This is a genomic window from Bradyrhizobium sp. USDA 3262 (assembly GCF_054060035.1).
The window spans coordinates 1,243,636-1,263,753 of sequence record NZ_JBSSCT010000001.1; the positions used below are offsets into that span (position 1 = coordinate 1,243,636).

A 20,118-nucleotide genomic window follows, 5' to 3' on the forward strand; every position below is an offset into this window, starting at 1 on the left:
GGACTTCGATTCCAGGCGGTGACGATCATGCTGATGCCGCCCATTCGGTTGCCTGTCCTGCCGCAGATCCCGACGCCGCTGCACGCGGCCCTTTGGTCCTGTGCGGGACCGCTTGGTCTCGTATTCGCGTATAGCTGCAGCTACAACCTGCTTTTATTTGCGCCCTCCATCTACCTTCTTCAGATCTACGACAGGGTGTTGTCGAGCCGGAGCGGCGACACGCTGCTCCTGCTCACGCTCATTGTCGCGATCACGGTCGTGGTCGGCGGCGTGTTCGATGCCTTACGGCGCGCTGTCCTGGGTCGCCTCGGCGCCTGGCTCGACGATCGGCTCCGTCCTTGCGTGCTTTCGGCCAGCCTCGAATCCGCGTTTCGCAGCGATTGGACGCGGGCGTCGGACGCATATCGGGATCTCACCGTGCTGCGCCAGTTCATCGATTCCGGCGCATGTCCGATGCTGTTCGACGCACTCTGGGCGCCTTTATTCCTCCTGGTCCTCTTTCTCATCCATCCCCTGCTTGGCGTGGTGGGCGCCTGCTGTGTGGCTTTCCTCTTCGCTCTCACGGTCGCCGGAGATCTGGTTACCGAGGACGTTCTGCTCAGATCCGGCGCCGCGCTGTCCAGAAGCTACGGCCGCCTCCAGGCCGCCGCAGGCAACATCCACATGATCCGCGCCATGGGAATGTTCGATAGCGCTGCGCGTACGATCTACCATGACGCGCAGGAGGCACGCAGAGAGCACGATGTGGCGGTCCGGCGAAGCGAGATCGTGATGCTGGTCACCAAGCCGGTCCGCGCGCTGTCGCAGGTGTTGATAATGGGGGCTGCCGCGTGGCTTGTCCTCGATCACGGAAAAAGTCCGGCGATCATTTTTGCTTCGACACTGATGTTCAGCCGCGCGCTCGCGCCGGTCGAAAGTGCGATCGCAGGCTGGAAGTCGCTCAGGACGGCCGTGAGTGCCTGTCAGCGGCTCGGCGCGGTTCTCGCCGCGTCCCCCGCCGCCGCCGGACGGCAGGATCCGGAGGTTTCGCAGCGGCAAGCGTCGAGCGGTCTCGTTGTCGACAACGTCGGCGTGAGGCTATCGGGGACCAGCCACGTTCTGCTGAACGGTGTCTCGTTCACGCTCGCGAGTGGAGAATGCCTTGGCATTATCGGTGCGTCCGGGTCAGGCAAGTCCCTGCTTGGCCGGGTGATTGCCGGGCTGTCGACGCCAACTCATGGCTGTGTCCTGCTCGACAATACCGACGTCTCGCTGCTTCGCGAGGGCCTAAGCGGCCACCGCCTCGGTTATCTCCCCCAGGACATCGACCTGCTCGGCGATACGATAAGCGATATCATCGCACGGCTTGATGATGCCGATCGGCGGAAGGTCGTGGAAGCGGCCAAGCTGGCCGGAATTCATGAGGCGATCATGCGCCTGCCGAACGGGTACGACACGGTGATTCACCGTGAAAAATCCTTCTCGCGCGGATATCGGCAGCGCCTCGGTCTTGCCCGGGCCTTTTTCGGCGGTCCACGCCTGATCGTTCTCGACGAACCGAATGCCAGTCTCGATTACGGGGGCGAGCGAATGCTGCTGGACGCTATCGAGCGCATGAAGCTCGCCGGTGTCATCCTGGTCGTCGTCACTCATCGTATGGGTCTGCTCGCAGCCACAGACAAGATTGCCATTATGGAGGAGGGGGCGGTCGTCGCTTTCGGCGACAGCGAGGAAATCTTTGAGCGGCACCTGAACCGACCCCAGGTTACCTCGCGGATTGCGCCATGATCCGGAATCCTCTCACCATCTGGAAGCTTCCCAAGATATCGAGGCTACCCGCGATCTGGGACCAGCTCGTGCGAACGCCGGCAAGTCCCGCGCTCGCCGGACGATCCGGGGTCGTGGTTACCGCGATCGACGATTTCGAGCCTCTCGAATATCCATGGTGTGCGACCCCGACACCGATCTCTCCGCGTGGACGGCTTCGCGGTATCACCCTGGCGGGCAACCTGCTGGTGCTCTGCTTCATGCTGGGGCTTGGCGCATGGGCGTGCCTCGCGCCTCTCGAGAGCGCCGCGATCGCTTCCGGCGTCGTGGAATCAGAATCGAGCCGCAAGACGATTCAGCACCTGGAAGGCGGGATCGTCAGGAAGATCCTGGTCTCGGACGGCGATATCGTGCGAAGCGGACAGACGCTGATCGCGCTGGACGACACCCGGCCCGGTTCGGAGGTGCAAAGCCTTCAAGGCCAGTTGTGGGATGCAATTGCTCGTGCCGCACGGCTTCAGGCCGAGCAGCAGAACTTTGAGAGCATCGCAATCCCGAGCGCGCTGGAACAGGACAGCAAGCGAAATGGGGTGGCCGCCGCCGCGGTATCGGCGCAGCAGTTCATTTTTCAGGCGCGCCGGCAGGTTCATGAGTCGCAGCTTGCGGTCATTCGCGAACGGAGGCTTCAAGTCGAGAGGGAGATCGAAGGTCTCAAGGCTCAGCAGAGCGCCACCGGGCAGCGGGTCGACATCGTCCGGGAAGAACTGGATATGGTCACGACGCTCGTGAACAAGGGACTCGAACGGCGGCCGCGGCTTCTGAACCTGCAACGTGAACTGGCCGACGTTGAGGGTCGCCGCGGCGAGATCACCGCGCAGATTTCTCGCGCCGGGCAGGTCATCAGCGAGCAGCAGGCCACATTGTTCAAGCTCGAGAGCGACAGGCAGAACGAGATCGCACAGTCGCTTCGTGAAGCACAGAACCAGATATTCCAGCTCCGCGAGCGGTTGCTTGCGGCCAGGGATCAGCTATCGCGAACGGAGGTGAAGGCGCCTGAGGACGGCGTGATAACCGACTTGCGGATTCATACAGCGGGCGGCGTCATCGGGGCGGGTGCTCCGCTCATGGAGCTGGTGCCCCGGCAAGACCGCCTCATCGTGACCGCCCGCCTGAGGCCCGAGGACATTGACGTGGTTCATCCCGGCCTCAATGCGGAGGTGCATCTCGTGCCGTACAATCAGCGTCGCGTGCCGCGCCTGAAGGGAATCGTCGTGCACGTATCGGCAGACCGGCTACTCGACAAGCGTACCGACCAGCCATACTACGCGACCAAGATCCGGATCGACGACGCGCAGATCGCCGCAAACGACTTCCAGATCGTCCCCGGTATGCCGGTTCAAGTGTTCATCACCACGGGGCGCGGTACCGTCGCACTTTACGCGCTCAGGCCCCTGCTCGACAGCTTCCGCGGTGCATTCAGAGAGGATTGATCCGGCTCAGGGTGACTAGGTCTCCGGCATTGGGGCTGTACCCGGGTCGTGATCGCGATTCTGCACGAGCGACCGGCCGCGCCAGCGGAGGACCGCTTCCGTGCGATTGTGAGCGGCACATTTCCTCATGATATGCTGAATGTGCATTTTGACGGTGCTTTCCGAGAGCTTCAATTTGGCTGCGATCAGCTTGTTGGGCAGGCCGAGCTCCAATTCCGCCAGAACGTGCTGCTCTCGAGGCGTGAGACCGCTCCTGTCGATGGCCGCCCTGGCTGCCTCGTTCATCAGATATGCGGACGCAAGCCCGCGCGCGTCCGGCGGATCGAAACCCGGCATCCTGTTCATCTCGGCGACCGGCAACGGCCTGTAGACGCCGCCGACAAGAACCAGGCGCAGGCCGGCTATGACGACCTCGATTGGTAGCGAGGTGGGAAGAAAGCCGCGAACACCCCGCTGCATCGCGGCTTGTGCGGTCGGCTCGTCGTCATGGTTTGACAGGATTGCGACGGCGGCATTGGGACAGTGCTCGGCCACGAAGGCGAGATCGTCCTCGACCGAGGGATCGCCGATGGGCTTGTCCGCGATGCTCAGCAGCACCAGACGAACGTCGCGGGCTGACATGCAGTCCAGGCCTTGGACCGTTGCCATGTCGAGGATCTCGAAGTCGGCCAATTCCCGTCTGAGGACGTTGAGAATACATGTGCGGGGCAACAGGTGCGGCTCGATGATCACCAGAACCGGTACGTGAAGCGCTCCATTGAGCCGTTTTGAGGAGTCCGTTATGTCGTCCATGATTTCCTCGGAATGAAAAGAATTTCTGCGACAGTCCCATCGATGCGTATTGCGCATTTACCGTTGCGGCATTCATCCTGAATGCATCATCACGCGCAGCGCCGACATCAGGATCGCATCCATTGCGGGATAGCCTGGCGCTTCGGTGGAAGTTCTTTCCGATCAAATCATTTGGACGCGCGTCGTGGCGCGGTCGACGCATCCCCTATTTGCAGATATTTCGATACGCCGTTGACGCCGCCGACCCCGACTTGCCGTCGACGACATACGCTTCATCCTCCTTCACAAGATACAGAAACGGCCTCCCTCCAGTCTCTCCGCCCGACACACTGCTTCCTTTCACGCGCCCGCAAATCGTATCCACGGCGCGCCCGAACGTGTTCTTTCGCATGGCGCGCTTCATGTCGCTGAATTCGGCCGATCCCGGATCCTCTATCTGCGCTGCAATCGTGACCTTCGCTTTGGTGAGGACAGGATCTGCCATGTCCGCGGCGCGTTGGGGTGTCGGGACGTTGTTCCTCGTCCGCGGGGACGCCGCCTTGGCGAGGTCGGCCGGTCCGTGTTTCTTCGATGATGGTCTCCTGCCGGATTTTGCCGGGGTTGCAGAATTCGATTTGACGATCGCAGGAGCTGGCGCTAACGCCGCCGGCATGGGCTCTGTGGGCGGGGCGACTGCAACCTTGTCGAAACAGGGTCTTGACCCACACCCAAGGAAATACCCTCGGGAAGGCGCAAACCAGCCAAAGCCGACCAGGATTCCTGCCAGCGCTCCGACAACAAGCAGTCCCATCCGATTCCCCTCCTCGGGAGCTCGGCTCGCACTCATAACAAGGACTAATTCCGCGCTGATGATCCTATCTGTTGCGCAAAAGCGTTAAGCGCTCATTAAGCGCGCGGGTTGGGGCGATTGGACGAACCCCTACGGCGATGTCGGGTTAAGCGTCGGGTTCCGGAAGCATGGCGGATGCGACGAATGATGCGTACACACCCTAGTTCGCCGGGTTGTCCTCGCTGGGATAGACCCCGCGCAGTACCTCCTCGAAATGATCCTTGACCGCGTCGTTGCACAGGCAGGAGCGCTGCCGCAGCTTGTCCGTGTCGCGGATCACGATCGCGCCGCGGCGCGTCTCCAGCACGCCTTCCGCCTTGAAGTTCTGGATCACGCGGCTGGTGTAGCTGCGGCCGACGCCGAGCAGGGTCGAGAGCTGTTCATGGGTGAGCGGCACTATGCCGTTGCCATTGGTGCGCTCCATCGCCGAGATGATCCATTTCGCCGCGCGCTGCTCGATCGAGTGGATCGCATTGCAGGCGGTCGACTGGAAGATCTGCGCCAGCATGCAATCGGCATAGCGCGCGAAGATGTTGCGCACCGAGATCGACTTCAGCTTGGCGGCGTCGAGCTTGCTGATCGGCAGCCGCGCGAACGGGCCGCCGAACTTGACGGTGATGCGGGTATAGGCCGGCAGGAAGCCCTGGCTGACGATGCCGCCGACCGCGCCCTCGCGACCGACCAGGATGGTCTCGACATCGCGGCCGTCCTCATTGGGCACCATGTACGAGACGAGGCTCGGCCCGCACGGGAAATGCACGGTCTGAACATCGTCGCCGGGGCTGTAGAGCAGGTCGTTGGCCTGCGCGTCGACCAGCCCCAGATGCGGCGCGATCAACTGGTAATCGGCGTCGTTCAGCCGGCGCAAAAGATTGTTGAATGGCCGGTCACTCGTCCCGGCCAACTCGGTCCGTTTCGCGATCATGGGAAATTCCTGAAAACCCAACGCCGACAATAATCGAAAGGTTCCCGGATTTATGTTCACTAGTGAACAGACGGCGTCGCTCGCGATGTGGTGGTTTCATCTCGGGAACAGCCGGCGTGCTTTCAGGCGCCGGTCGCGGGCCATCCGGCCGGACTGATCCGGTCTTTCATCCATGCTTTGGAGCGTTTTCGAGCGAATTGGATACCGGTTCGCGTGAAGAAAACGCGTCAAGACAACAAGCTCTAGCAACGGAAACTGGCACGCCATGGACTTCACCCCCAATGCCGGCATGCCCGGTGACGTCCTCGTGGTCGAGGACGATCCGATCATCTCGCTCTATTTCGAGGACACCATCCTCGGCTTCGGCGCCCGCACGGTGCGCACCGCGGCGAACGTCGCCCGTGCGCTCGAGTTGATCGCCGAGCGCGCGCCGGATTTCGCGCTGCTCGACGTCGGCCTCGTCAGGGGCGAGAAGACGTTCGCGATCGCCGAGCGGCTGGATGCGCTGAAGGTGCCTTACGCGTTCGTCACGGGCTATGGCGCGGACATCAAGCTGCCGGCATCGCTCGCCGGCAAGCCGCGGCTGACCAAGCCGTGCTCGAGCGAGGCGCTGGAGGCGGCGCTGAGAAACGGCCACTGACGGATTGCCGGGCTTCGGCCTCGCCGCCGGCGCGTTCGTCGTCTACGATCCAAGCTGTTGGATTCGGCGACGCACCGGCATTGGGAAGCCGTCATGGCGATCAGGACATCTGCCGTTGCGCCGGCAGCAGCGCGATCCCTCGGGCTGCTTGGGGTGGTCCTGTCGCTGGCCTCGGCCGTCATCGGTGGTTCCGCGTCCCCAACCATTGCGACGCCCCTCGCGCTCACGAGCCAGCAATCGGCCGCACGTGAGGCGTACGAGAATGCCCTGAAGAGCTTCGAGTCGATCCTGCGCCAGCGACGCGCACAGATCGATTCCAATCAGCCGCTGCCCAATCTGCCGGGCCAGGCCCTTTACCTGGCCCGCGTCGAAATGATGAGCGCATACAAGGATCTCACCGATGCGCTTCCGTCCAGGGTTGGAAGACCCAGCAGATTCCGAATTCCCCCGGCGTATTTTGACGCCGACAATGAGCCGCTGTTCGACGAGTACAGGAAGCTCTTTGACATCATGGAGGCGCCGCCCGCCGGCGCGCAACGATCCGATACGCCATTCACGGACGTGGTCGATCTGGCGGCCGCGATCGCGCGAGCCAAGGGTCTCGATGCCGCTGACGCCGCGGCCGCGGGCCGTATCAGCCTCGGCCTTTTCTTTGCCGAGACCGGCGGCAAGCAAAATGCGGGGAATGCGCGGTCGAACACCTACAAAGGGAGCCTGCAGACCGGTCCGTCCGAAGACCGCAACGGCCGAAGGAAGTGGGCAGCGATCAAGGGATCGATCGCGGCCCTCGATCCTGCACTGAGCGGTCGTGACGACAAAGAAGAGGCGCGGGCCGGCAACCTTGATCACAGGTTCAATCACTGGACCGCCGTGCGGGACGCACTGATGAACGCACACGCGGATATTTTCCCGGAGATCCCCGCGATTTTGAAAACCCTGCCGGATCCGATCGATCAAATGAAGCTGTTTGAGCTGATCCAGATCATTCCGACGCCGACCAGGGCCGCACTCAGGTCGGGCAACCTCGTCGGTTACAGAATTTCCGATGCCAGGATCATGCGATACTTGCGCAACAACAGCATCTTCGCTTTCGGCCGGGCCGACCGGGCAAGAACATCTGCGACCTTCCGCGAGATCCTCGATGCGATGTGGCTGTTCGACGCCAAGTTCGAGCAGGCGCTTGCCAGGTTCAAGGAGATCAAGGCGGGCAAACCGGGCTGATCGGTTGCGGAGAGACCCCAGCCCTCCCCGCAAGCGCAGGGCTATCGCATATGCCCCTTGGCGACCGGGCAAGTGCTTGGCCTCGTGGTTCGAGACGCGCCGCAAGCGGCGCTCCTCACCATGAGGGTCTACTATTGTGCCGCAAAACAAGGCCTCATCCTGAGGAGCCCGCCGAAGGCGGGCGTCTCGAAGGATGGCCACGAGGGCACCGCCACGAAATGCGATAGCCCTCCCCGCAAGCGGGAGAGGGAGCGCAGTTCGTTCGCGGCGTTATCTCAACCCAATCGCGTCGCGCGCTAGACTGGCTTCGGATCGAGCGTGATCGCCCACAGCTCGGCGTCGACGCGGTCGCGCAGGCTCACCGTCATCTGCCCGCTCTTGCCGTCGATCTTGACGTGGCCGAAGAACTGCATGCCGGCCGACGGCGGCAGGTTCTGGTTGGCCTCGCCCGGCGCCTTGATGAACTTCACTTCGGGGCCAAAGGTGTTGTCGAGCTCGTTCGGACCGAAGGTGCCGGCATGCAGCGGGCCGGAGACGAACTCCCAGAACGGATCGAACTCCTGGAACTGGGCCTTGTTCGGGTTGTAGTAGTGCGCGGCGGCGTAATGCACGTCGGCGGTCAGCCACACCGTATTGACGATACCCGCGGTCTTGATGAAACGCAGGATATCGGCGATCTCGAGCTCGCGGCCGCGCGCCGCGCCATCGCCCTGCGCAAAGGCTTCCGAGCCCTTCTTGTTGGCGGCATCGTCATAGACGATCAGCGAGAGCGGCATGTCGGAGGCGATCACCTTCCAGGTGGCGCGCGAGTTGAGCAGCGCGCGCTTCAGCCAGGCCATCTGGTCCGGGCCGATGAAATAGGCGTCGGGGCCGTACTGCTCCTGCAGGTTCGGGCCGTTGGGGCCGCGATAGCTGCGCTCGTCGAGCATGAAGACGTCGAGATGCGGACCGTAGCTCAGCGTGCGATAGACGCGGCCCGGCTCGACGATGCTCTCGCGCATCGGATACATCTCGTGGAAGGCCTTGGCCGCGCGCGCTGCGAGCACGTTGATGTCGCGCTCCTTGTAGGCCGCCGGCAGCTGTTTCGACAGCGACCAGTTGTTGGTCACCTCGTGATCGTCCCACTGCACGAAGATCGGTACCTCGGCATTGAAGGCGCGGACGTTGTCGTCGAGGAAGTTATACTTGTGGGCGGCCCGGTATTCGTCGAGCGTCTCGGCGACCTTGGCCTTCTCGGGAATCGTGACGTTCTTCCAGATCTTGCCATCGGGAAGCTTCACCTCTGAAGGGATCACGCCGTCGGCGTAGATCGTGTCGCCGGAGTGCAGAAGGAAATCCGGAGCGTGCTTCTTCATCGCGGCGAAGGTGATCATGCCGCCGTCGTCGGGATTGATGCCCCAGCCCTGGCCGGCCACATCGCCGCCCCAGACGAACGAGACGTCGCGGCGATCGGCCGGCGCGGTGCGGAAGCGGCCGACCACCGGCTCGCCGACGATGTCGATATGGGCAAGGTCGCGGAAGCGGACGCGGTAAAAGATGTCCTGGCCGGAGGGCAGGTTCTCCAGCAGCATCTTGGCGGTGAAGTCGCTCTCCGGCAGCGCCGTGATCGGCGGCAGCGTATGGGCATCCTTGAAGGACTCGGTGGTCGCGACCTCGACCATCATCTGCGCCGGCCGGTCCGCCCGCGCCCACACCACGCCGCCGTCGACGCCGACATCGCCGGACTGCACGCCATGGGTGATCACCGGGCGGTCGGCGGCCCGCGACAGATAGGGCATCGCGATCACGCCGGCGCCGGCCGCAGCCGCCGTGGAGAGAAAGCGTCGGCGGGTGAGATTTCGCGAGAACCGGATCGTCATGGGGAGCCTCCTCAGGTCACAGCGACAATGCGCCGCAGGCGCGCCAAGACCTAGAAAAATTCAATGACGGAGAGATTACATCGGCGGGCGTCGCGTGAGGTGGGCACGTCTGTCAGGCTCCCTCTCCCGCAAGCGGGAGAGGCGAAGGGAGTGCGCGGATAAAGGGAGCTTGCGTATAAGAAAACCTACGCCGTGCCCGCCGCCCTGAACTGCGTGGCAGTCCGTTGCAAATTTTGCGGCATGCTGAACAACAAGGCCTTGCGGTCGGCGACGGCGTTATGAAGCTGCTCGAGCGCGATGTTGAACGCGGTCAGCGTGCCTTCCTCGATCGCGCCGTGCTCGAAACAGTCCAGCGTGTGGCGCAGGATGTCGTCGGCCTCCGCCTGCATCTGGTCGAGTTCCTCGATTGAATCGCTTTGCCGTGCGGCTTTGAGCATCTCCAGCAGGCGTTCGCGCTGCGAGGTGTTGGTGTTGCGCTCGTCCTGCTTGAGATAGCCGGCGAACCACGCACCGGCCGAGCCCATCGCCGAGAACGCCATCAGGCTCCACCAGATGTAGTCGCTGTAGCGGTCGAGGAAGGTTTTTTCCTCGCCGTCGACAAAGGCGGCCGCGCCCGGATGCACCGGAATGGTGGCGTCCTTGTCGGTGTCCGGCGTCTCGATCTTGGCGGCAAGCGGGAAATCGGTCTTGAGCGACTGCCGGATCGCGAACAATTGCCGCGTGAACGCCGCGACCGTCGAGTCCGACAGGCCCTTCCGCGCAACGATGTGGTGCGAGAAGCTGATCGTCTTCACCTCATCGTCGGGCCGGTCGGCCGAGCCGAGCGAGCCGGCGGGGATTTCCGCGGCCTCATAGGCCGGATGGTTCTGCGCGATTGCCTCCGAGGCGTCGATCGGAAGGAAGGTGGGCTCGCCGCCGTCGCGGACCGATGCCGTGATCGCGTCGATCGTGATCTTGCTGTTGGCCGGACCGACGGCGAGATAGGCGTCGGCCTTGAGGTTCTTGATCGCTTCCGCCGCCTCATTGGCCGGGAATTGCACGATCTCGACCTTCATCGGGTCGACGCCGTATTGCGTCAGGATCAGCTTCAGCAAATTGACATTGGCCGGGGTGCGGCCGACGACGCCGATCTTGCGGCCGGCAAGCTGCGCGATCTTGGTGATCCGCGCCGATTTCCGGACCTTGCCCTTGGCGGGCGGAACCCACATCACCACGACATTCTTGCGCAGGGTCGCGACCGCCTGCGCATTCTTCGGCACTTCGAGATCGCCGCGGATGATGGCGAGATCGGCCTTGCCGTCGGCCAGCGTCTGCGCGCTGGCGGTGGCGCCCTCGGTCTGCACCGGCCTCAGCTTGACCTGGGTTTGCTGCTGGTTGTTGAAGGCCTGCGCCAGCGCCTGCACGACCTTGAGGTCATCGCTGTTGGCGGGGCCGACCGCGATCCGCAGCGTCACCGGACGCACGGCGAAATAATAGCCCGCCGTCAGCGTGCCGATGATGGCCAGCGCGCCCGCGATCAAAACGAACATCAGCCGCCGCTTTGCCGAACGGAGCGGCTTGGGCGACATGCTGGCGGAGCCGTCTGTCATCGATCTCGCAAACAATCGTCGGGGCTCAATTTCGCAAAACTACCAACGCGCATACATCCCCTATGTGTAGCAAATTACTGAATGGACAGATGTTACAACTCCGTCATGGTTACCAGCGGCGATAGGACGCGATTTCGGCCTTAATTTGGGCGTGGATCCCATCCCGGAGGCCGGTTGTTAGGCTAAAGTCGGCGTTAAACGGGAGGTTACCATGGTCGAACGGCTGTCAGCGGAGGCAAGGAAGGCCGCCCTTTGGGAACTGGCCGGCTGGTCGGAAACGTCCGGCCGCGAGGCGATCGCCAAGACTTTCGTGTTCAAGGACTTCAACGAGGCCTTCGGGTTCATGGCCCGCGCCGCCCTGGTCGCCGAGAAGAGCGACCATCACCCCGAGTGGAAAAACGTCTACAAGACGGTCGAGGTGGTGCTGTCGACCCACGATGTCGGCGGGGTGACCAAGCGCGACATCGACCTCGCCAAGGCCATGAACGCGATCGCAAGGCAGCTTGGGGTCAGTTGAGCCCGGCGCGCGCAACCTTGCGCGGGTCCGCCGATATCCCCAGATTCGCATCGTCCGCCGCCGAACTGGCGCGGCGTCGAGGAACCTTGCGATGACATCGAGCGAACACGGCGTGGGATTTGGGCCTGCCGATCGGCTGGCGCAGGACCCCGAAAGCGTGCGCCGCCGTTTCTGGATCAAGTTCAAGAAGGTGGTGGCGAGCCTGCCCTTCGCGGAGGACCTGTTGGCTGCCTATTACTGCGCGTTCGACCGGCAGACGCCGCGCCATGTGCAGGCGGCGCTGCTCGGGGCGATCGCCTATTTCATCCTGCCGTTCGATTTCGTGCCCGACATGCTGCCGATCCTCGGCTTCACCGATGACGCCGCAGTGCTCGCAACAGCGCTCCGCATTGTGGCAAGCCACATCACGCCGGAGCACCGCGATGCCGCCCGCGCCGCGCTGAAGCGCGGGGTAGCGGAGGGCGCGGAAAGTAGCCCGGATGAAGCGTAGCGTAATCCGTGGTCTTTCTCGCCAATCGATCGAGCGGTCGCGGGTTTCGCTGCGCCCGATCCGGGTCCGAGGAGTCTAGCGTTTCTCGCCGGCGCGCAGTTGGGCACGAGAGTTGTTTTCCGCTTCCCACGCCCGGAACTGCTTGAACAGCACCTCCTTGTCGGCGTCGCTCTGCAAGCGCGTCGCCGCCGGGCTCTGCTTCAGGAATTCATCGAAACGGGTGCGCGTGGCAGCTTCGACGCCGTGGCGGTCCAGCCATTGCTGGGCTACCGGCAGGCGTTGCCAGCCCGGCAGTGGCGCCGACAGCGAGACCTCCCGCCACTTCGGATGGAACGGCGGATTCTGGAACGTCGGAAATTTTGTGAAGAACGCATCCACGAAATTGGCCAGCTTGTTGTAGCGCTCCGTCTTCGGTGCCCAGTTGTAGGCCGCAAGCACGGCAGGAACGGCGATCGTGTCAACGCGCTCCTCGCCCGAAATCAGGTTGGGATAGTCCTTGGCCGACAGGCTCGCCGGCAGATAGTCGTCCTGCAACGGTTTCTCGTAGTTGACCGGCACCAGGTGGAACCGGTCGTCCTTGAAGCCGCTCACGGACTTGTAAGGCTTGCCGCCGCAGACGATCACCGCGTCGATTTCGCCGGCCTTCAGTTTCTCCAAGGCGATGCGCTGCTCGATATAGACGACCTTCGGCTTCATTCCGAGCCGCTCGAACACGGTCAGTGCAGTGACGAAGGTGCCGCCATTGGGAAGGTCGACGCTGACGGTCTTGCCTTCAAGCTCCCTGAGATTACGGATCGATTTCGACGCGATCACGTGCATCTCTTCGTTATAGAGCTTGGTCACGTATGTGAACTGTTTCTTGATGTCTTTCGCGATGCCCTTCCGCTCGAGATAGTCGAGCGTGTCAGATCGAACGATGCCGAGATCGACACCCTGCAGAAACAGTATGTCGGCGACGCTCTGCACCGAGCCGCGGCCGATGATCGGCAGGATGCGCAACTTATTGCCATCGTCGAGCACGGAGGCGAGATCGGCGCCGAACTGAACATAGGTGCCGCCGATCGTACCCGAGATCAGCGTGACCGTGTTGGCGTTGAGGCTCTGCTTGGTGCTTACGGAGCCGAACTGAAAGATCGCCTTCAGGCTGTCGCTGACCTTGGCCGGGTCGAATTCGGTCTGCTCGGCCCGTGCCGCCAGGCCGCAAATCATCATGCCTGTGCATAGTACCAATCCAAACAAGCGTCGCATGTGTCCCTCGAGATGAGCTTAGTTCTGCATTTGCGCGAGGCGCTGCTGCGCGGACTGCGAGCCGAGTTCGGCGGCCTTGCGATACCAGAGGCGCGCGGTCTCCGGATCGGGCGTGATGCTCCGCTTGTCCAAAGTCCCCAGCACGTCGGGGTCGTAGGTGCGCGCCAGCAACAGCGCCGCGTCCGCGTCCTGCGCATCCGCGGCCCGCTCGAGCAGGAGTCGCGCCGATACGATGTCGCCGATCGCAAGCAGGCTGTTGGCGCGCTTCAGAAGCGCCGCGACCGCATCCGGATCGAGGCGTCTTGCCTGTGGCGCCGCCGGTAATGGCTCGACCGGCGCAGCAGCGGGTACTTCGACCGCGACGATTTGGCTCTGAATCGCTTCCTGATAGGCGGCCGCGATCTCAGCGCGCGACGGCTGGCTCGCGATGGCGGGTGATGCTGGCGTTGCCACGGCGCGAACAGCCTCAGCAAGGTCCGCCCGGACCCCGACTGGCGAAACGCCGACCAATAAGGCCTTGGCGCTCAGGATCGTGTCGCGCGTGACGCCGGCGGACAACAGCGCGAAGACCGCCGCCGCGACAGCCGCGACGGCCGAAGCTGTCAGCAGGCCGATGCGAAGGCGCGAACGCGGAATCGTCGTGCGCCTTTCCCAATCCGCGTCGTACTCGTCAATTTGGCTTGAGAGAAAGAGCGGAGCTGGTTCGTCCGCGCCGAAGTCGATGCCTGCCCGATGCGATCGTCGGTAGCGATAATGCGCAAATCCGGGATCGTTGATATCTGCGTTGACTGCGCCGCGCGGCGGATCGTTGCCGTGAACGTGTCCTGAATTCCCCACCATGATGACGCTTCCCCGTTACTATGACGCAACAATCGGGCATCTCTGGTGTCTGGTTGTTATTCTTATTGGGGTACCTGAGCGCCCGTTACGGGTCCTTAATCGCCTTGCGATTGGGCCCAAAAAGCGGCCTCGGTCGCTGCGAATCGGGAGAAATTTGGGTTTGATTGCGGCAGCGCGCGCCAATTCAGAGGAAGTTCACAAGGTTTGCTCGCGTTGCGCGCGCAGCGCTGAAGCGTGGAGTGCCGACTGAGGAGTGAGGTCTGCGTTCTCCTCCCCCTGAAAGGGGGAAGGTCGGGATGGGGGTCAGCCGCAGACGCCGCTGTAAGTGGAGAGAGCAGATCCCCACCCGCTTTGCTCTGCGAGCAAAGCGACCTCCCCTTTTCAAGGGGAGGTTATGATGCATCCCGGATTTCGCTGCGCTCCATCCGGACTACGAACTTTCTCGATCCGTCATCCTGAGGTGCGAGCGGAAGCGAGCCTCGAAGGATGCACGGCCACCAGTCGGGCCGTCGACCCTTCGAGACGCGCGCGAGAGCGCGCTCCTCAGGGTGACGGTGATAGTTAAGGTGCGCGGTCGACTGTCCTCAGCTTCCCGGGTGCAGGATCACCTTGCCCATCGCCTTGCGGCCGGCGAGCACCTTCAGGGCTTCCGCGGTCTGCGACAGCGGGAAGGTGCGGTCGACATGCGAGGAGATCTTGCCTTCCGCGGTCCACTGCACGAGCTTCTCGAGGTTCTTGCGGTTCTTGTCCGGGTTCTGCCGCGCCCAGGCGCCCCAGAACACGCCGCGGATATCGCAGCCCTTCAGCAGCGCGAGGTTGAGCGGGATCTTCGGAATGTCGCCGGCGGCAAAGCCGATCACCAGGAAGCGGCCTTCCCACGCGGTCGAGCGCAGCGCGGCTTCGGCATAGGCGCCGCCGACCGGATCGAACACGATGTCGGCGCCCTTGCCGTCGGTCAGCTTGCGCAGGCCTTCCTTGAGATCTTCCTTCGCATAGTTCAGCGTCAGCTCGGCGCCGTGTTGCTTGGCGAATGCCAGCTTCTCGTCCGACGAGGCGCAGGCAATCACCTTCAACCCCATCAGTTTGCCGAGCTCGCACGCAGCAAGGCCGGTGCCACCGGCGGCGCCGAGCACCGCGAGCGTCTCGCCCGGCTTCGGGCTTGCGCGATCTTCCAGCGCATGCAGCGCGGTGCCGTAGATGATGATGATGCCGGCGGCGCGGTCGTAATCGAGATTGTCGGGAATCTTCACGATCGAATTCGCCGGCAGCGCGATCTTGTCGCGCGCGCCGTTGTGGCCGCAGGAAGCGACGACGCGATCGCCGACCTTCAGGTCAGTGACGCCTGCGCCGACGCTTTCGATTACGCCGGCAACTTCGGCGGCCGGCGAGAACGGGAACGGCGGCTTGATCTGGTACTTGCCCTGGATCATCAGGATGTCGAAGAAATTCAGCGCCGCCGCCTTGATCGCGATCACGGCTTCGCCGGGACCCGCCACCGGATCGGGCACGTCAGCCAGCACGAGATCGTCGGGTTGACAGTATTGCGAGCAGAGGATGGCTTTCATGGACACACCTGAGTTTCGGACGCAGAAAGAGCTGCAAGATCTTGGACTACAAGCTTCATGCCGGATTTGCGGCGGAGCGACAATACAGTGCGGAGGGATCAAACTATGTTTGAAAAAGGCCTGCTAGCGAAAAAGCGCATCCTGATCACCGGCGGCGGCTCCGGCCTCGGCGCGGCGATGGGCCACCGCTTCGCCGAACTCGGCGCCGAACTGATCATCTGCGGGCGGCGCGAGGGGCTGCTGGAGGAAACCGCAGCAAAATTCCGCAGCGAGCTCGGCGCCAAGGTTTCCACCGCGCGCTGCGATATCCGCGACGGCGCGGCGGTCGAAGCGATGATGGATCAGGTCTGGCAGGACGCGCCGATCGACGTTCTCGTCAACAATGCTGCCGCAACCTTTATTGCGCAGAGCGAACATTTGTCATTCCGCGCGGCGGACGCGATCCTCGCGCCGACACTGCATGGCACGATGTATTGCACGCTCGCCGCCGGCCGCCGCTGGATCGACGGCAAGCACAAGGGCGTGGTGCTCTCGATCCTGTCGACCTCGACCATCACCGGCCGCGCGTTCACGGTGCCGTCCTCGATGGCCAAGACCGCGGTGCTGGCGATGACCAAGAGCCTTGCGGTGGAGTGGGGCCCGAAGGGCATCCGCACCGTCGCGATCGCGCCCGGCGCGTTTCCGACCGCAGGTGCGACCGGACAGTTGCGTCCCGAAGGGCGCGGCGAGAGCTGGGCGCATCGCAATCCGCTCGGCCGCGCCGGCGAGCATGCGGAGCTCGCCAATCTCGCGACCTTCCTGATCTCGGATCAGGCCGGCTACATCAACGGCGAGATGGTGGTGCAGGATGGCGGCTCGCACTTGCGCAGTTCCGGTGCCGAAGACCTGCTGCAATGGACCGATGCACAGTGGGAGAAGCAGCGCGCTGCGCGCGCCAAGTGATAACGCGTCGCGAAACGCGCGCGACGGTGAGCGGCGTTCGTCTTTCGGCCTAACTGCCTTCCCAAAAAAGCGTTTCCCGGTTATCCATCCGAGCCGGCGGAGGGGAATCGCCGGGCCATCTTGCAGTCACAATGATGGGGGAACCAGTTGGCCGTGCGGCAGATTCTGACATCACTGGTTGCTTGTATCCTGTGCGGGTTCATCACCCTCGCGCCGGTGCAGGCTGCGCCCAAGAAAGATACCGCAAAGGAAGCAGCCAAGCCGGCGCCTTCGGCCGCGGCGGCTGCGGCCGGCGGTGCGGAGCCGACGCTGATCGGCCAATTCGGGACCTGGGGCGCGTACACGGCATCGCCCAACGGCAAAAAGGTGTGCTTTGCGCTCGCCAAGCCGTCCTCGTCGAAGACCAATCCGGCGAACCGGCCGCGCGATCCGGCCTATGCCTTCATCTCCACCCGTCCGGCGGAGAAGGTCGTCAACGAAGTTTCGATCATGATCGGCTACACGGTGAAGCCGGGCTCCGAATCGACCGTTCAGGTCGGCGGCGGGACCTATGCGATGTACACGCAGGGCGACGGCCTCTGGATCAAGAATGCGGCCGAAGAGGAGCGGATGGTGGAATCCATGCGCAAATCGGCCGAACTGACGGTAAAAGCCGTCTCGGCCAAGGGCACCGAGACGACAGACACCTTCTCGCTGAAGGGCCTGGCGCAGGCGCTCGACCGGCTCGGGCAGGACTGCCGGCGCTAGAGAGCCGGCCTAAGGCCTAAAATCGAGGTATTTGGTGGCTTTCCAGCACCGGCTGGAAGGCCTATTTGAGGTTTCATGACCGACACCGTGACCACCCATGCCGTCTCCGGCGCCAGCGCGCTGGTCGAGAAGGTTCCGCTCGAGACCTATGTGCCGCCGGCCAAGCCGTCGCTGATCGGGCTGTCGCGCGCCGAGATCGCCGATCGCCTGGGCGAGATCGGGGTGCAGGCCGGCCAGCGCAAGATGCGCACCCAACAGCTCTGGAACTGGATGTATTTCCGCGGCGCCAAGAACTTTGCCGAGATGACCAACGTCTCGAAGGACATGCGCGCCGAACTCGAAAAGCATTTTACCGTCGACCGTCCCGAAGTGGTCGCCGAGCAGATCTCCAATGACGGCACCCGCAAATGGCTGCTGCGGTTGCCGAGCGGCGACAAGGTCGAGCGGCCGCACGAGGTCGAGTGCGTCTACATCCCCGAGACCGATCGCGGCACGCTCTGCGTTTCCTCGCAGGTCGGCTGCACGCTGAACTGCGCGTTCTGCCACACCGGCACGCAGCGGCTGGTGCGCAACCTCACCGCCGGCGAGATCGCCGGCCAGGTGATGGTGGCGCGCGACCGGCTGAACGACTGGGCCGACCGTGAGGACGGCACACGCCGCGTCACCAACATCGTGATGATGGGGATGGGCGAGCCGCTCTACAATTTCGACGCGGTGCGCGATGCGCTGCTGATCGTCGCCGACAATGAGGGCATCGGCATTTCCCGCCGCCGCATCACGCTGTCGACCTCGGGCGTGGTACCGAACATCCAGCGCACCGGCGACGAGATCGGCGTGATGCTTGCGATCTCGCTGCATGCGGTACGCGACGAGCTGCGCAACGAGCTGGTGCCGCTGAACCGCAAATATCCGATCAAGGAATTGCTGCAGGCCTGCCGCGATTATCCCGGCGCCTCCAACGCCCGGCGCATCACCTTCGAATATGTCATGCTCAAGGGCGTCAACGATTCGCTCGATGACGCAAAACTCCTGGTGAAGCTGCTGAAGGGCATTCCGGCGAAGATCAACCTGATCCCGTTCAATCCGTGGCCGGGCACCGCCTATGAATGCTCGGACTGGGAGCAGATCGAGAAATTCTCCGAATACATCTTCAACGCCGGCTATTCCTCGCCGGTGCGCACGCCGCGCGGCCGCGACATCCTCGCCGCCTGCGGCCAGCTCAAGTCGGAGACCGAAAAGCTCTCCGCCCGCGAGCGCCAGGCGCTGCGCGCGATGGCGATGACGGACTAGGGCATAATCCCGAAAAGTGGAGTCCGGTTTTCGGACCAGATCATGCCCACTCAAATGAGAATCCAATGGCCTTGATCGGCCGCCTGTTCGTCGTCGCGTTCGGCTTCCTGATGGCCTGCTTCGTGGCAGGGATCATCGTGGTCGTCGCGGTGCTGTATCCCGAGATCAGCGATTTCGGCGGGCAGATCGACCAGAGCGCTATCAACGTCGTGCTCGGCTTCGGTTTCATCTTCATATCAGGCTTCGCATTGTTGCCGGCGCTGATCGTGGTGCTGATCACCGAGGCGTTCTTCATCCGCAGCGTACTGGCCTACGCCGTCGGCGGCGCCATCGTCGGCGCGGCCTGCTATCTCGGCCTGGTTCCGTTCGATCCCGATATGATGCAATTCCACGGCATAGTGCGCCGGCACATGGAGATCATGACCGGCGCCGGCATCGTCGCGGGCCTGGTCTACTGGCTGATCGCCGGCCGCACCGCCGGCGCCTGGCGCGAGCCGCCGCGTCCCTTGCCGCCGCCCCCGCCCTTGCCGTCGCAATCGCCGCGGCCGTGATGCTTCCCATGCCCCGCAGCCTCGGCTAAACCGCGCGGCATGAACCGGACCGGACTTTTCATCGCGCTGGCGCTGGCGCTCATCGTCGGCATCCTGTTCGGGATCTATCCCGAGCTCGACCTGAAGCTGGCGGCGCTGTTCTACGATGTGGCGCAGAAAACCTTCCCGCTGAAGCTCGACGCGGTGGCGTCGTTTGCGCGCGATGCGGCGATGTGGATCGCCTGGGCGCTGGTGCTGCCGGCGATCGTGACCATCGTCTGGAAATTCATCCGGCCGGACCGGCCGATGCTGATGTCCGGCCGCGCCGCGGTGTTCCTGCTCACCACGATGCTGCTCTCGGCCGGCGTGCTCACCAATTTCACCTTCAAGAATTATTGGGGCCGGCCGCGGCCGGTGTTCGTGACGCAGTTCGGCGGCGACCTGCAATTCATGCCGTGGTGGGACCCGCGCGGCGGCTGCCCGCGCAACTGCTCGTTCTTCTCCGGCGAGGGCGCCACCGCGTTCTGGACCTATGCACCGGCGGCGCTGACGCCGCCCGTGTGGCGGCCGCTGGCCTTTGCCGGGGCCACCGTGTTCGGCATCGTCACCAGCGGGCTGCGAATGGCCTTCGGTGGCCATTTCTTCACGGACGTGGCGATCGCGGGCCTGGTGTCGTTCTTCACGGTCTGGCTGTTCTACGCGCTGATCTACCGCTGGGCAGCGACCCGGCTGACCGACGCCCAGGTCGATGCCGCGCTGACGCGGCTCGCAATGCCCGGCTACCGGCTGATGCAGCGCTGGCGCCGCGGCGGCAAGGCGGCGTCCAGCCAGCCCGAGGCCTGATTTGGGGCCTGATTA

The 20,118-nt window shown here is 63.6% G+C and carries 19 protein-coding genes; 11 read left to right on the top strand and 8 right to left on the bottom strand.

The window, feature by feature from the left end; translation table 11 throughout:
* Positions 1-27 precede the first annotated feature (27 nt).
* The gene (locus ACVWYP_RS05810; protein ID WP_304498054.1) at positions 28-1,767 is read left to right on the top strand and encodes a type I secretion system permease/ATPase; all 1,740 of its coding nucleotides are present in this window, start codon (positions 28-30) and stop codon (positions 1,765-1,767) included.
* On the top strand, positions 1,764-3,236 hold the full coding sequence (locus ACVWYP_RS05815; RefSeq protein WP_304498055.1) for an HlyD family type I secretion periplasmic adaptor subunit: 1,473 nt from the start codon (positions 1,764-1,766) through the stop codon (positions 3,234-3,236). The genes ACVWYP_RS05810 and ACVWYP_RS05815 overlap by 4 nt, the downstream gene beginning before the upstream one ends.
* Before the next feature lie 15 nt (positions 3,237-3,251).
* Here ACVWYP_RS05815 and ACVWYP_RS05820 read toward each other — a convergent pair whose 3' ends face one another.
* The 3 genes from ACVWYP_RS05820 to ACVWYP_RS05830 form a co-directional block, all read right to left on the bottom strand.
* Positions 3,252-4,028: a response regulator transcription factor gene (locus tag ACVWYP_RS05820; RefSeq protein ID WP_304498056.1), complete on the bottom strand. Its 777-nt coding sequence runs from the start codon at positions 4,026-4,028 to the stop codon at positions 3,252-3,254.
* A gap of 205 nt (positions 4,029-4,233) precedes the next feature.
* On the bottom strand, positions 4,234-4,818 hold the full coding sequence (locus ACVWYP_RS05825; protein WP_304498057.1) for a hypothetical protein: 585 nt from the start codon (positions 4,816-4,818) through the stop codon (positions 4,234-4,236).
* A gap of 199 nt (positions 4,819-5,017) precedes the next feature.
* Positions 5,018-5,782: a Crp/Fnr family transcriptional regulator gene (locus ACVWYP_RS05830; protein ID WP_304498058.1), complete on the bottom strand. Its 765-nt coding sequence runs from the start codon at positions 5,780-5,782 to the stop codon at positions 5,018-5,020.
* Positions 5,783-6,047: 265 nt separating this feature from the next.
* On the opposite strand from ACVWYP_RS05830, the gene ACVWYP_RS05835 reads away from it, so the two are divergent.
* A complete protein-coding gene (locus ACVWYP_RS05835) occupies positions 6,048-6,422 on the top strand; it encodes a response regulator (RefSeq protein ID WP_304498059.1) in 375 nt (124 codons plus the stop codon).
* Positions 6,423-6,515: 93 nt separating this feature from the next.
* Positions 6,516-7,643, top strand: coding sequence for a hypothetical protein (locus tag ACVWYP_RS05840; protein ID WP_304498060.1), 1,128 nt, complete (start codon positions 6,516-6,518; stop codon positions 7,641-7,643).
* Between the two features lie 296 nt (positions 7,644-7,939).
* Here ACVWYP_RS05840 and ACVWYP_RS05845 read toward each other — a convergent pair whose 3' ends face one another.
* Positions 7,940-9,502 carry an alkaline phosphatase D family protein gene (locus ACVWYP_RS05845; RefSeq protein ID WP_304498061.1) on the bottom strand — a complete coding sequence of 521 codons (1,563 nt, stop codon included), beginning with the start codon at positions 9,500-9,502 and terminating at the stop codon, positions 7,940-7,942.
* Between the two features lie 185 nt (positions 9,503-9,687).
* Positions 9,688-11,091, bottom strand: a complete 1,404-nt coding sequence (locus tag ACVWYP_RS05850; RefSeq protein WP_304498062.1) for a TAXI family TRAP transporter solute-binding subunit — start codon at positions 11,089-11,091, stop codon at positions 9,688-9,690.
* Between the two features lie 211 nt (positions 11,092-11,302).
* Between ACVWYP_RS05850 and ACVWYP_RS05855 the strand changes: the two genes are divergently transcribed.
* Complete coding sequence (locus tag ACVWYP_RS05855) at positions 11,303-11,608, top strand: 4a-hydroxytetrahydrobiopterin dehydratase (protein ID WP_016847224.1); 306 nt, start codon at positions 11,303-11,305, stop codon at positions 11,606-11,608.
* A 91-nt stretch (positions 11,609-11,699) separates the two neighbouring features.
* Entirely contained in the window at positions 11,700-12,098 is a 399-nt protein-coding gene (locus tag ACVWYP_RS05860; RefSeq protein ID WP_304498063.1) for a YkvA family protein, read from the top strand.
* Positions 12,099-12,173: 75 nt separating this feature from the next.
* Here the strand turns inward: ACVWYP_RS05860 and ACVWYP_RS05865 are convergent, their stop codons facing one another.
* The 3 genes from ACVWYP_RS05865 to ACVWYP_RS05875 all read right to left on the bottom strand — a co-directional run bounded on the left by ACVWYP_RS05865 (position 12,174) and on the right by ACVWYP_RS05875 (position 15,751).
* Entirely contained in the window at positions 12,174-13,346 is a 1,173-nt protein-coding gene (locus ACVWYP_RS05865) for a TAXI family TRAP transporter solute-binding subunit (RefSeq protein ID WP_304498064.1), read from the bottom strand.
* Positions 13,347-13,364: 18 nt separating this feature from the next.
* Positions 13,365-13,904, bottom strand: coding sequence for a hypothetical protein (locus tag ACVWYP_RS05870; protein ID WP_453945763.1), 540 nt, complete (start codon positions 13,902-13,904; stop codon positions 13,365-13,367).
* An 866-nt stretch (positions 13,905-14,770) separates the two neighbouring features.
* Positions 14,771-15,751, bottom strand: a complete 981-nt coding sequence (locus tag ACVWYP_RS05875) for an NADPH:quinone oxidoreductase family protein (protein WP_016847222.1) — start codon at positions 15,749-15,751, stop codon at positions 14,771-14,773.
* 105 nt (positions 15,752-15,856) lie between these two features.
* Here ACVWYP_RS05875 and ACVWYP_RS05880 point away from each other — a divergent pair, with 105 nt between their 5' ends.
* The 5 genes from ACVWYP_RS05880 to ACVWYP_RS05900 all read left to right on the top strand — a co-directional run bounded on the left by ACVWYP_RS05880 (position 15,857) and on the right by ACVWYP_RS05900 (position 20,103).
* Positions 15,857-16,693, top strand: coding sequence for an SDR family oxidoreductase (locus ACVWYP_RS05880; protein ID WP_304498065.1), 837 nt, complete (start codon positions 15,857-15,859; stop codon positions 16,691-16,693).
* 162 nt (positions 16,694-16,855) lie between these two features.
* A complete protein-coding gene (locus tag ACVWYP_RS05885; RefSeq protein WP_439711233.1) occupies positions 16,856-17,440 on the top strand; it encodes an invasion associated locus B family protein in 585 nt (194 codons plus the stop codon).
* 75 nt (positions 17,441-17,515) lie between these two features.
* Complete coding sequence (gene rlmN, locus ACVWYP_RS05890; RefSeq protein ID WP_304498067.1) at positions 17,516-18,730, top strand: 23S rRNA (adenine(2503)-C(2))-methyltransferase RlmN; 1,215 nt, start codon at positions 17,516-17,518, stop codon at positions 18,728-18,730.
* 65 nt (positions 18,731-18,795) lie between these two features.
* Positions 18,796-19,281 (top strand): hypothetical protein, encoded by a 486-nt coding sequence (locus ACVWYP_RS05895; RefSeq protein ID WP_304498068.1) that lies wholly within the window; start codon positions 18,796-18,798, stop codon positions 19,279-19,281.
* Positions 19,282-19,320: 39 nt separating this feature from the next.
* Positions 19,321-20,103 carry a phosphatase PAP2 family protein gene (locus ACVWYP_RS05900; protein WP_304498069.1) on the top strand — a complete coding sequence of 261 codons (783 nt, stop codon included), beginning with the start codon at positions 19,321-19,323 and terminating at the stop codon, positions 20,101-20,103.
* The last annotated feature ends 15 nt before the right edge of the window (positions 20,104-20,118 follow it).

Bases quoted from the DNA above. Each gene is read 5' to 3' on its own strand.
- ACVWYP_RS05810 (WP_304498054.1), top strand. From the start codon at position 28: ATGCTGATGCCGCCCATTCGGTTGCCTGTCCTGCCGCAGATCCCGACG.
- ACVWYP_RS05815 (WP_304498055.1), top strand. From the start codon at position 1,764: ATGATCCGGAATCCTCTCACCATCTGGAAGCTTCCCAAGATATCGAGG.
- ACVWYP_RS05820 (WP_304498056.1), bottom strand. From the start codon at position 4,028: ATGGACGACATAACGGACTCCTCAAAACGGCTCAATGGAGCGCTTCAC.
- ACVWYP_RS05825 (WP_304498057.1), bottom strand. From the start codon at position 4,818: ATGGGACTGCTTGTTGTCGGAGCGCTGGCAGGAATCCTGGTCGGCTTT.
- ACVWYP_RS05830 (WP_304498058.1), bottom strand. From the start codon at position 5,782: ATGATCGCGAAACGGACCGAGTTGGCCGGGACGAGTGACCGGCCATTC.
- ACVWYP_RS05835 (WP_304498059.1), top strand. From the start codon at position 6,048: ATGGACTTCACCCCCAATGCCGGCATGCCCGGTGACGTCCTCGTGGTC.
- ACVWYP_RS05840 (WP_304498060.1), top strand. From the start codon at position 6,516: ATGGCGATCAGGACATCTGCCGTTGCGCCGGCAGCAGCGCGATCCCTC.
- ACVWYP_RS05845 (WP_304498061.1), bottom strand. From the start codon at position 9,502: ATGACGATCCGGTTCTCGCGAAATCTCACCCGCCGACGCTTTCTCTCC.
- ACVWYP_RS05850 (WP_304498062.1), bottom strand. From the start codon at position 11,091: ATGACAGACGGCTCCGCCAGCATGTCGCCCAAGCCGCTCCGTTCGGCA.
- ACVWYP_RS05855 (WP_016847224.1), top strand. From the start codon at position 11,303: ATGGTCGAACGGCTGTCAGCGGAGGCAAGGAAGGCCGCCCTTTGGGAA.
- ACVWYP_RS05860 (WP_304498063.1), top strand. From the start codon at position 11,700: ATGACATCGAGCGAACACGGCGTGGGATTTGGGCCTGCCGATCGGCTG.
- ACVWYP_RS05865 (WP_304498064.1), bottom strand. From the start codon at position 13,346: ATGCGACGCTTGTTTGGATTGGTACTATGCACAGGCATGATGATTTGC.
- ACVWYP_RS05875 (WP_016847222.1), bottom strand. From the start codon at position 15,751: ATGAAAGCCATCCTCTGCTCGCAATACTGTCAACCCGACGATCTCGTG.
- ACVWYP_RS05880 (WP_304498065.1), top strand. From the start codon at position 15,857: ATGTTTGAAAAAGGCCTGCTAGCGAAAAAGCGCATCCTGATCACCGGC.
- rlmN (WP_304498067.1), top strand. From the start codon at position 17,516: ATGACCGACACCGTGACCACCCATGCCGTCTCCGGCGCCAGCGCGCTG.
- ACVWYP_RS05895 (WP_304498068.1), top strand. From the start codon at position 18,796: ATGGCCTTGATCGGCCGCCTGTTCGTCGTCGCGTTCGGCTTCCTGATG.
- ACVWYP_RS05900 (WP_304498069.1), top strand. From the start codon at position 19,321: ATGAACCGGACCGGACTTTTCATCGCGCTGGCGCTGGCGCTCATCGTC.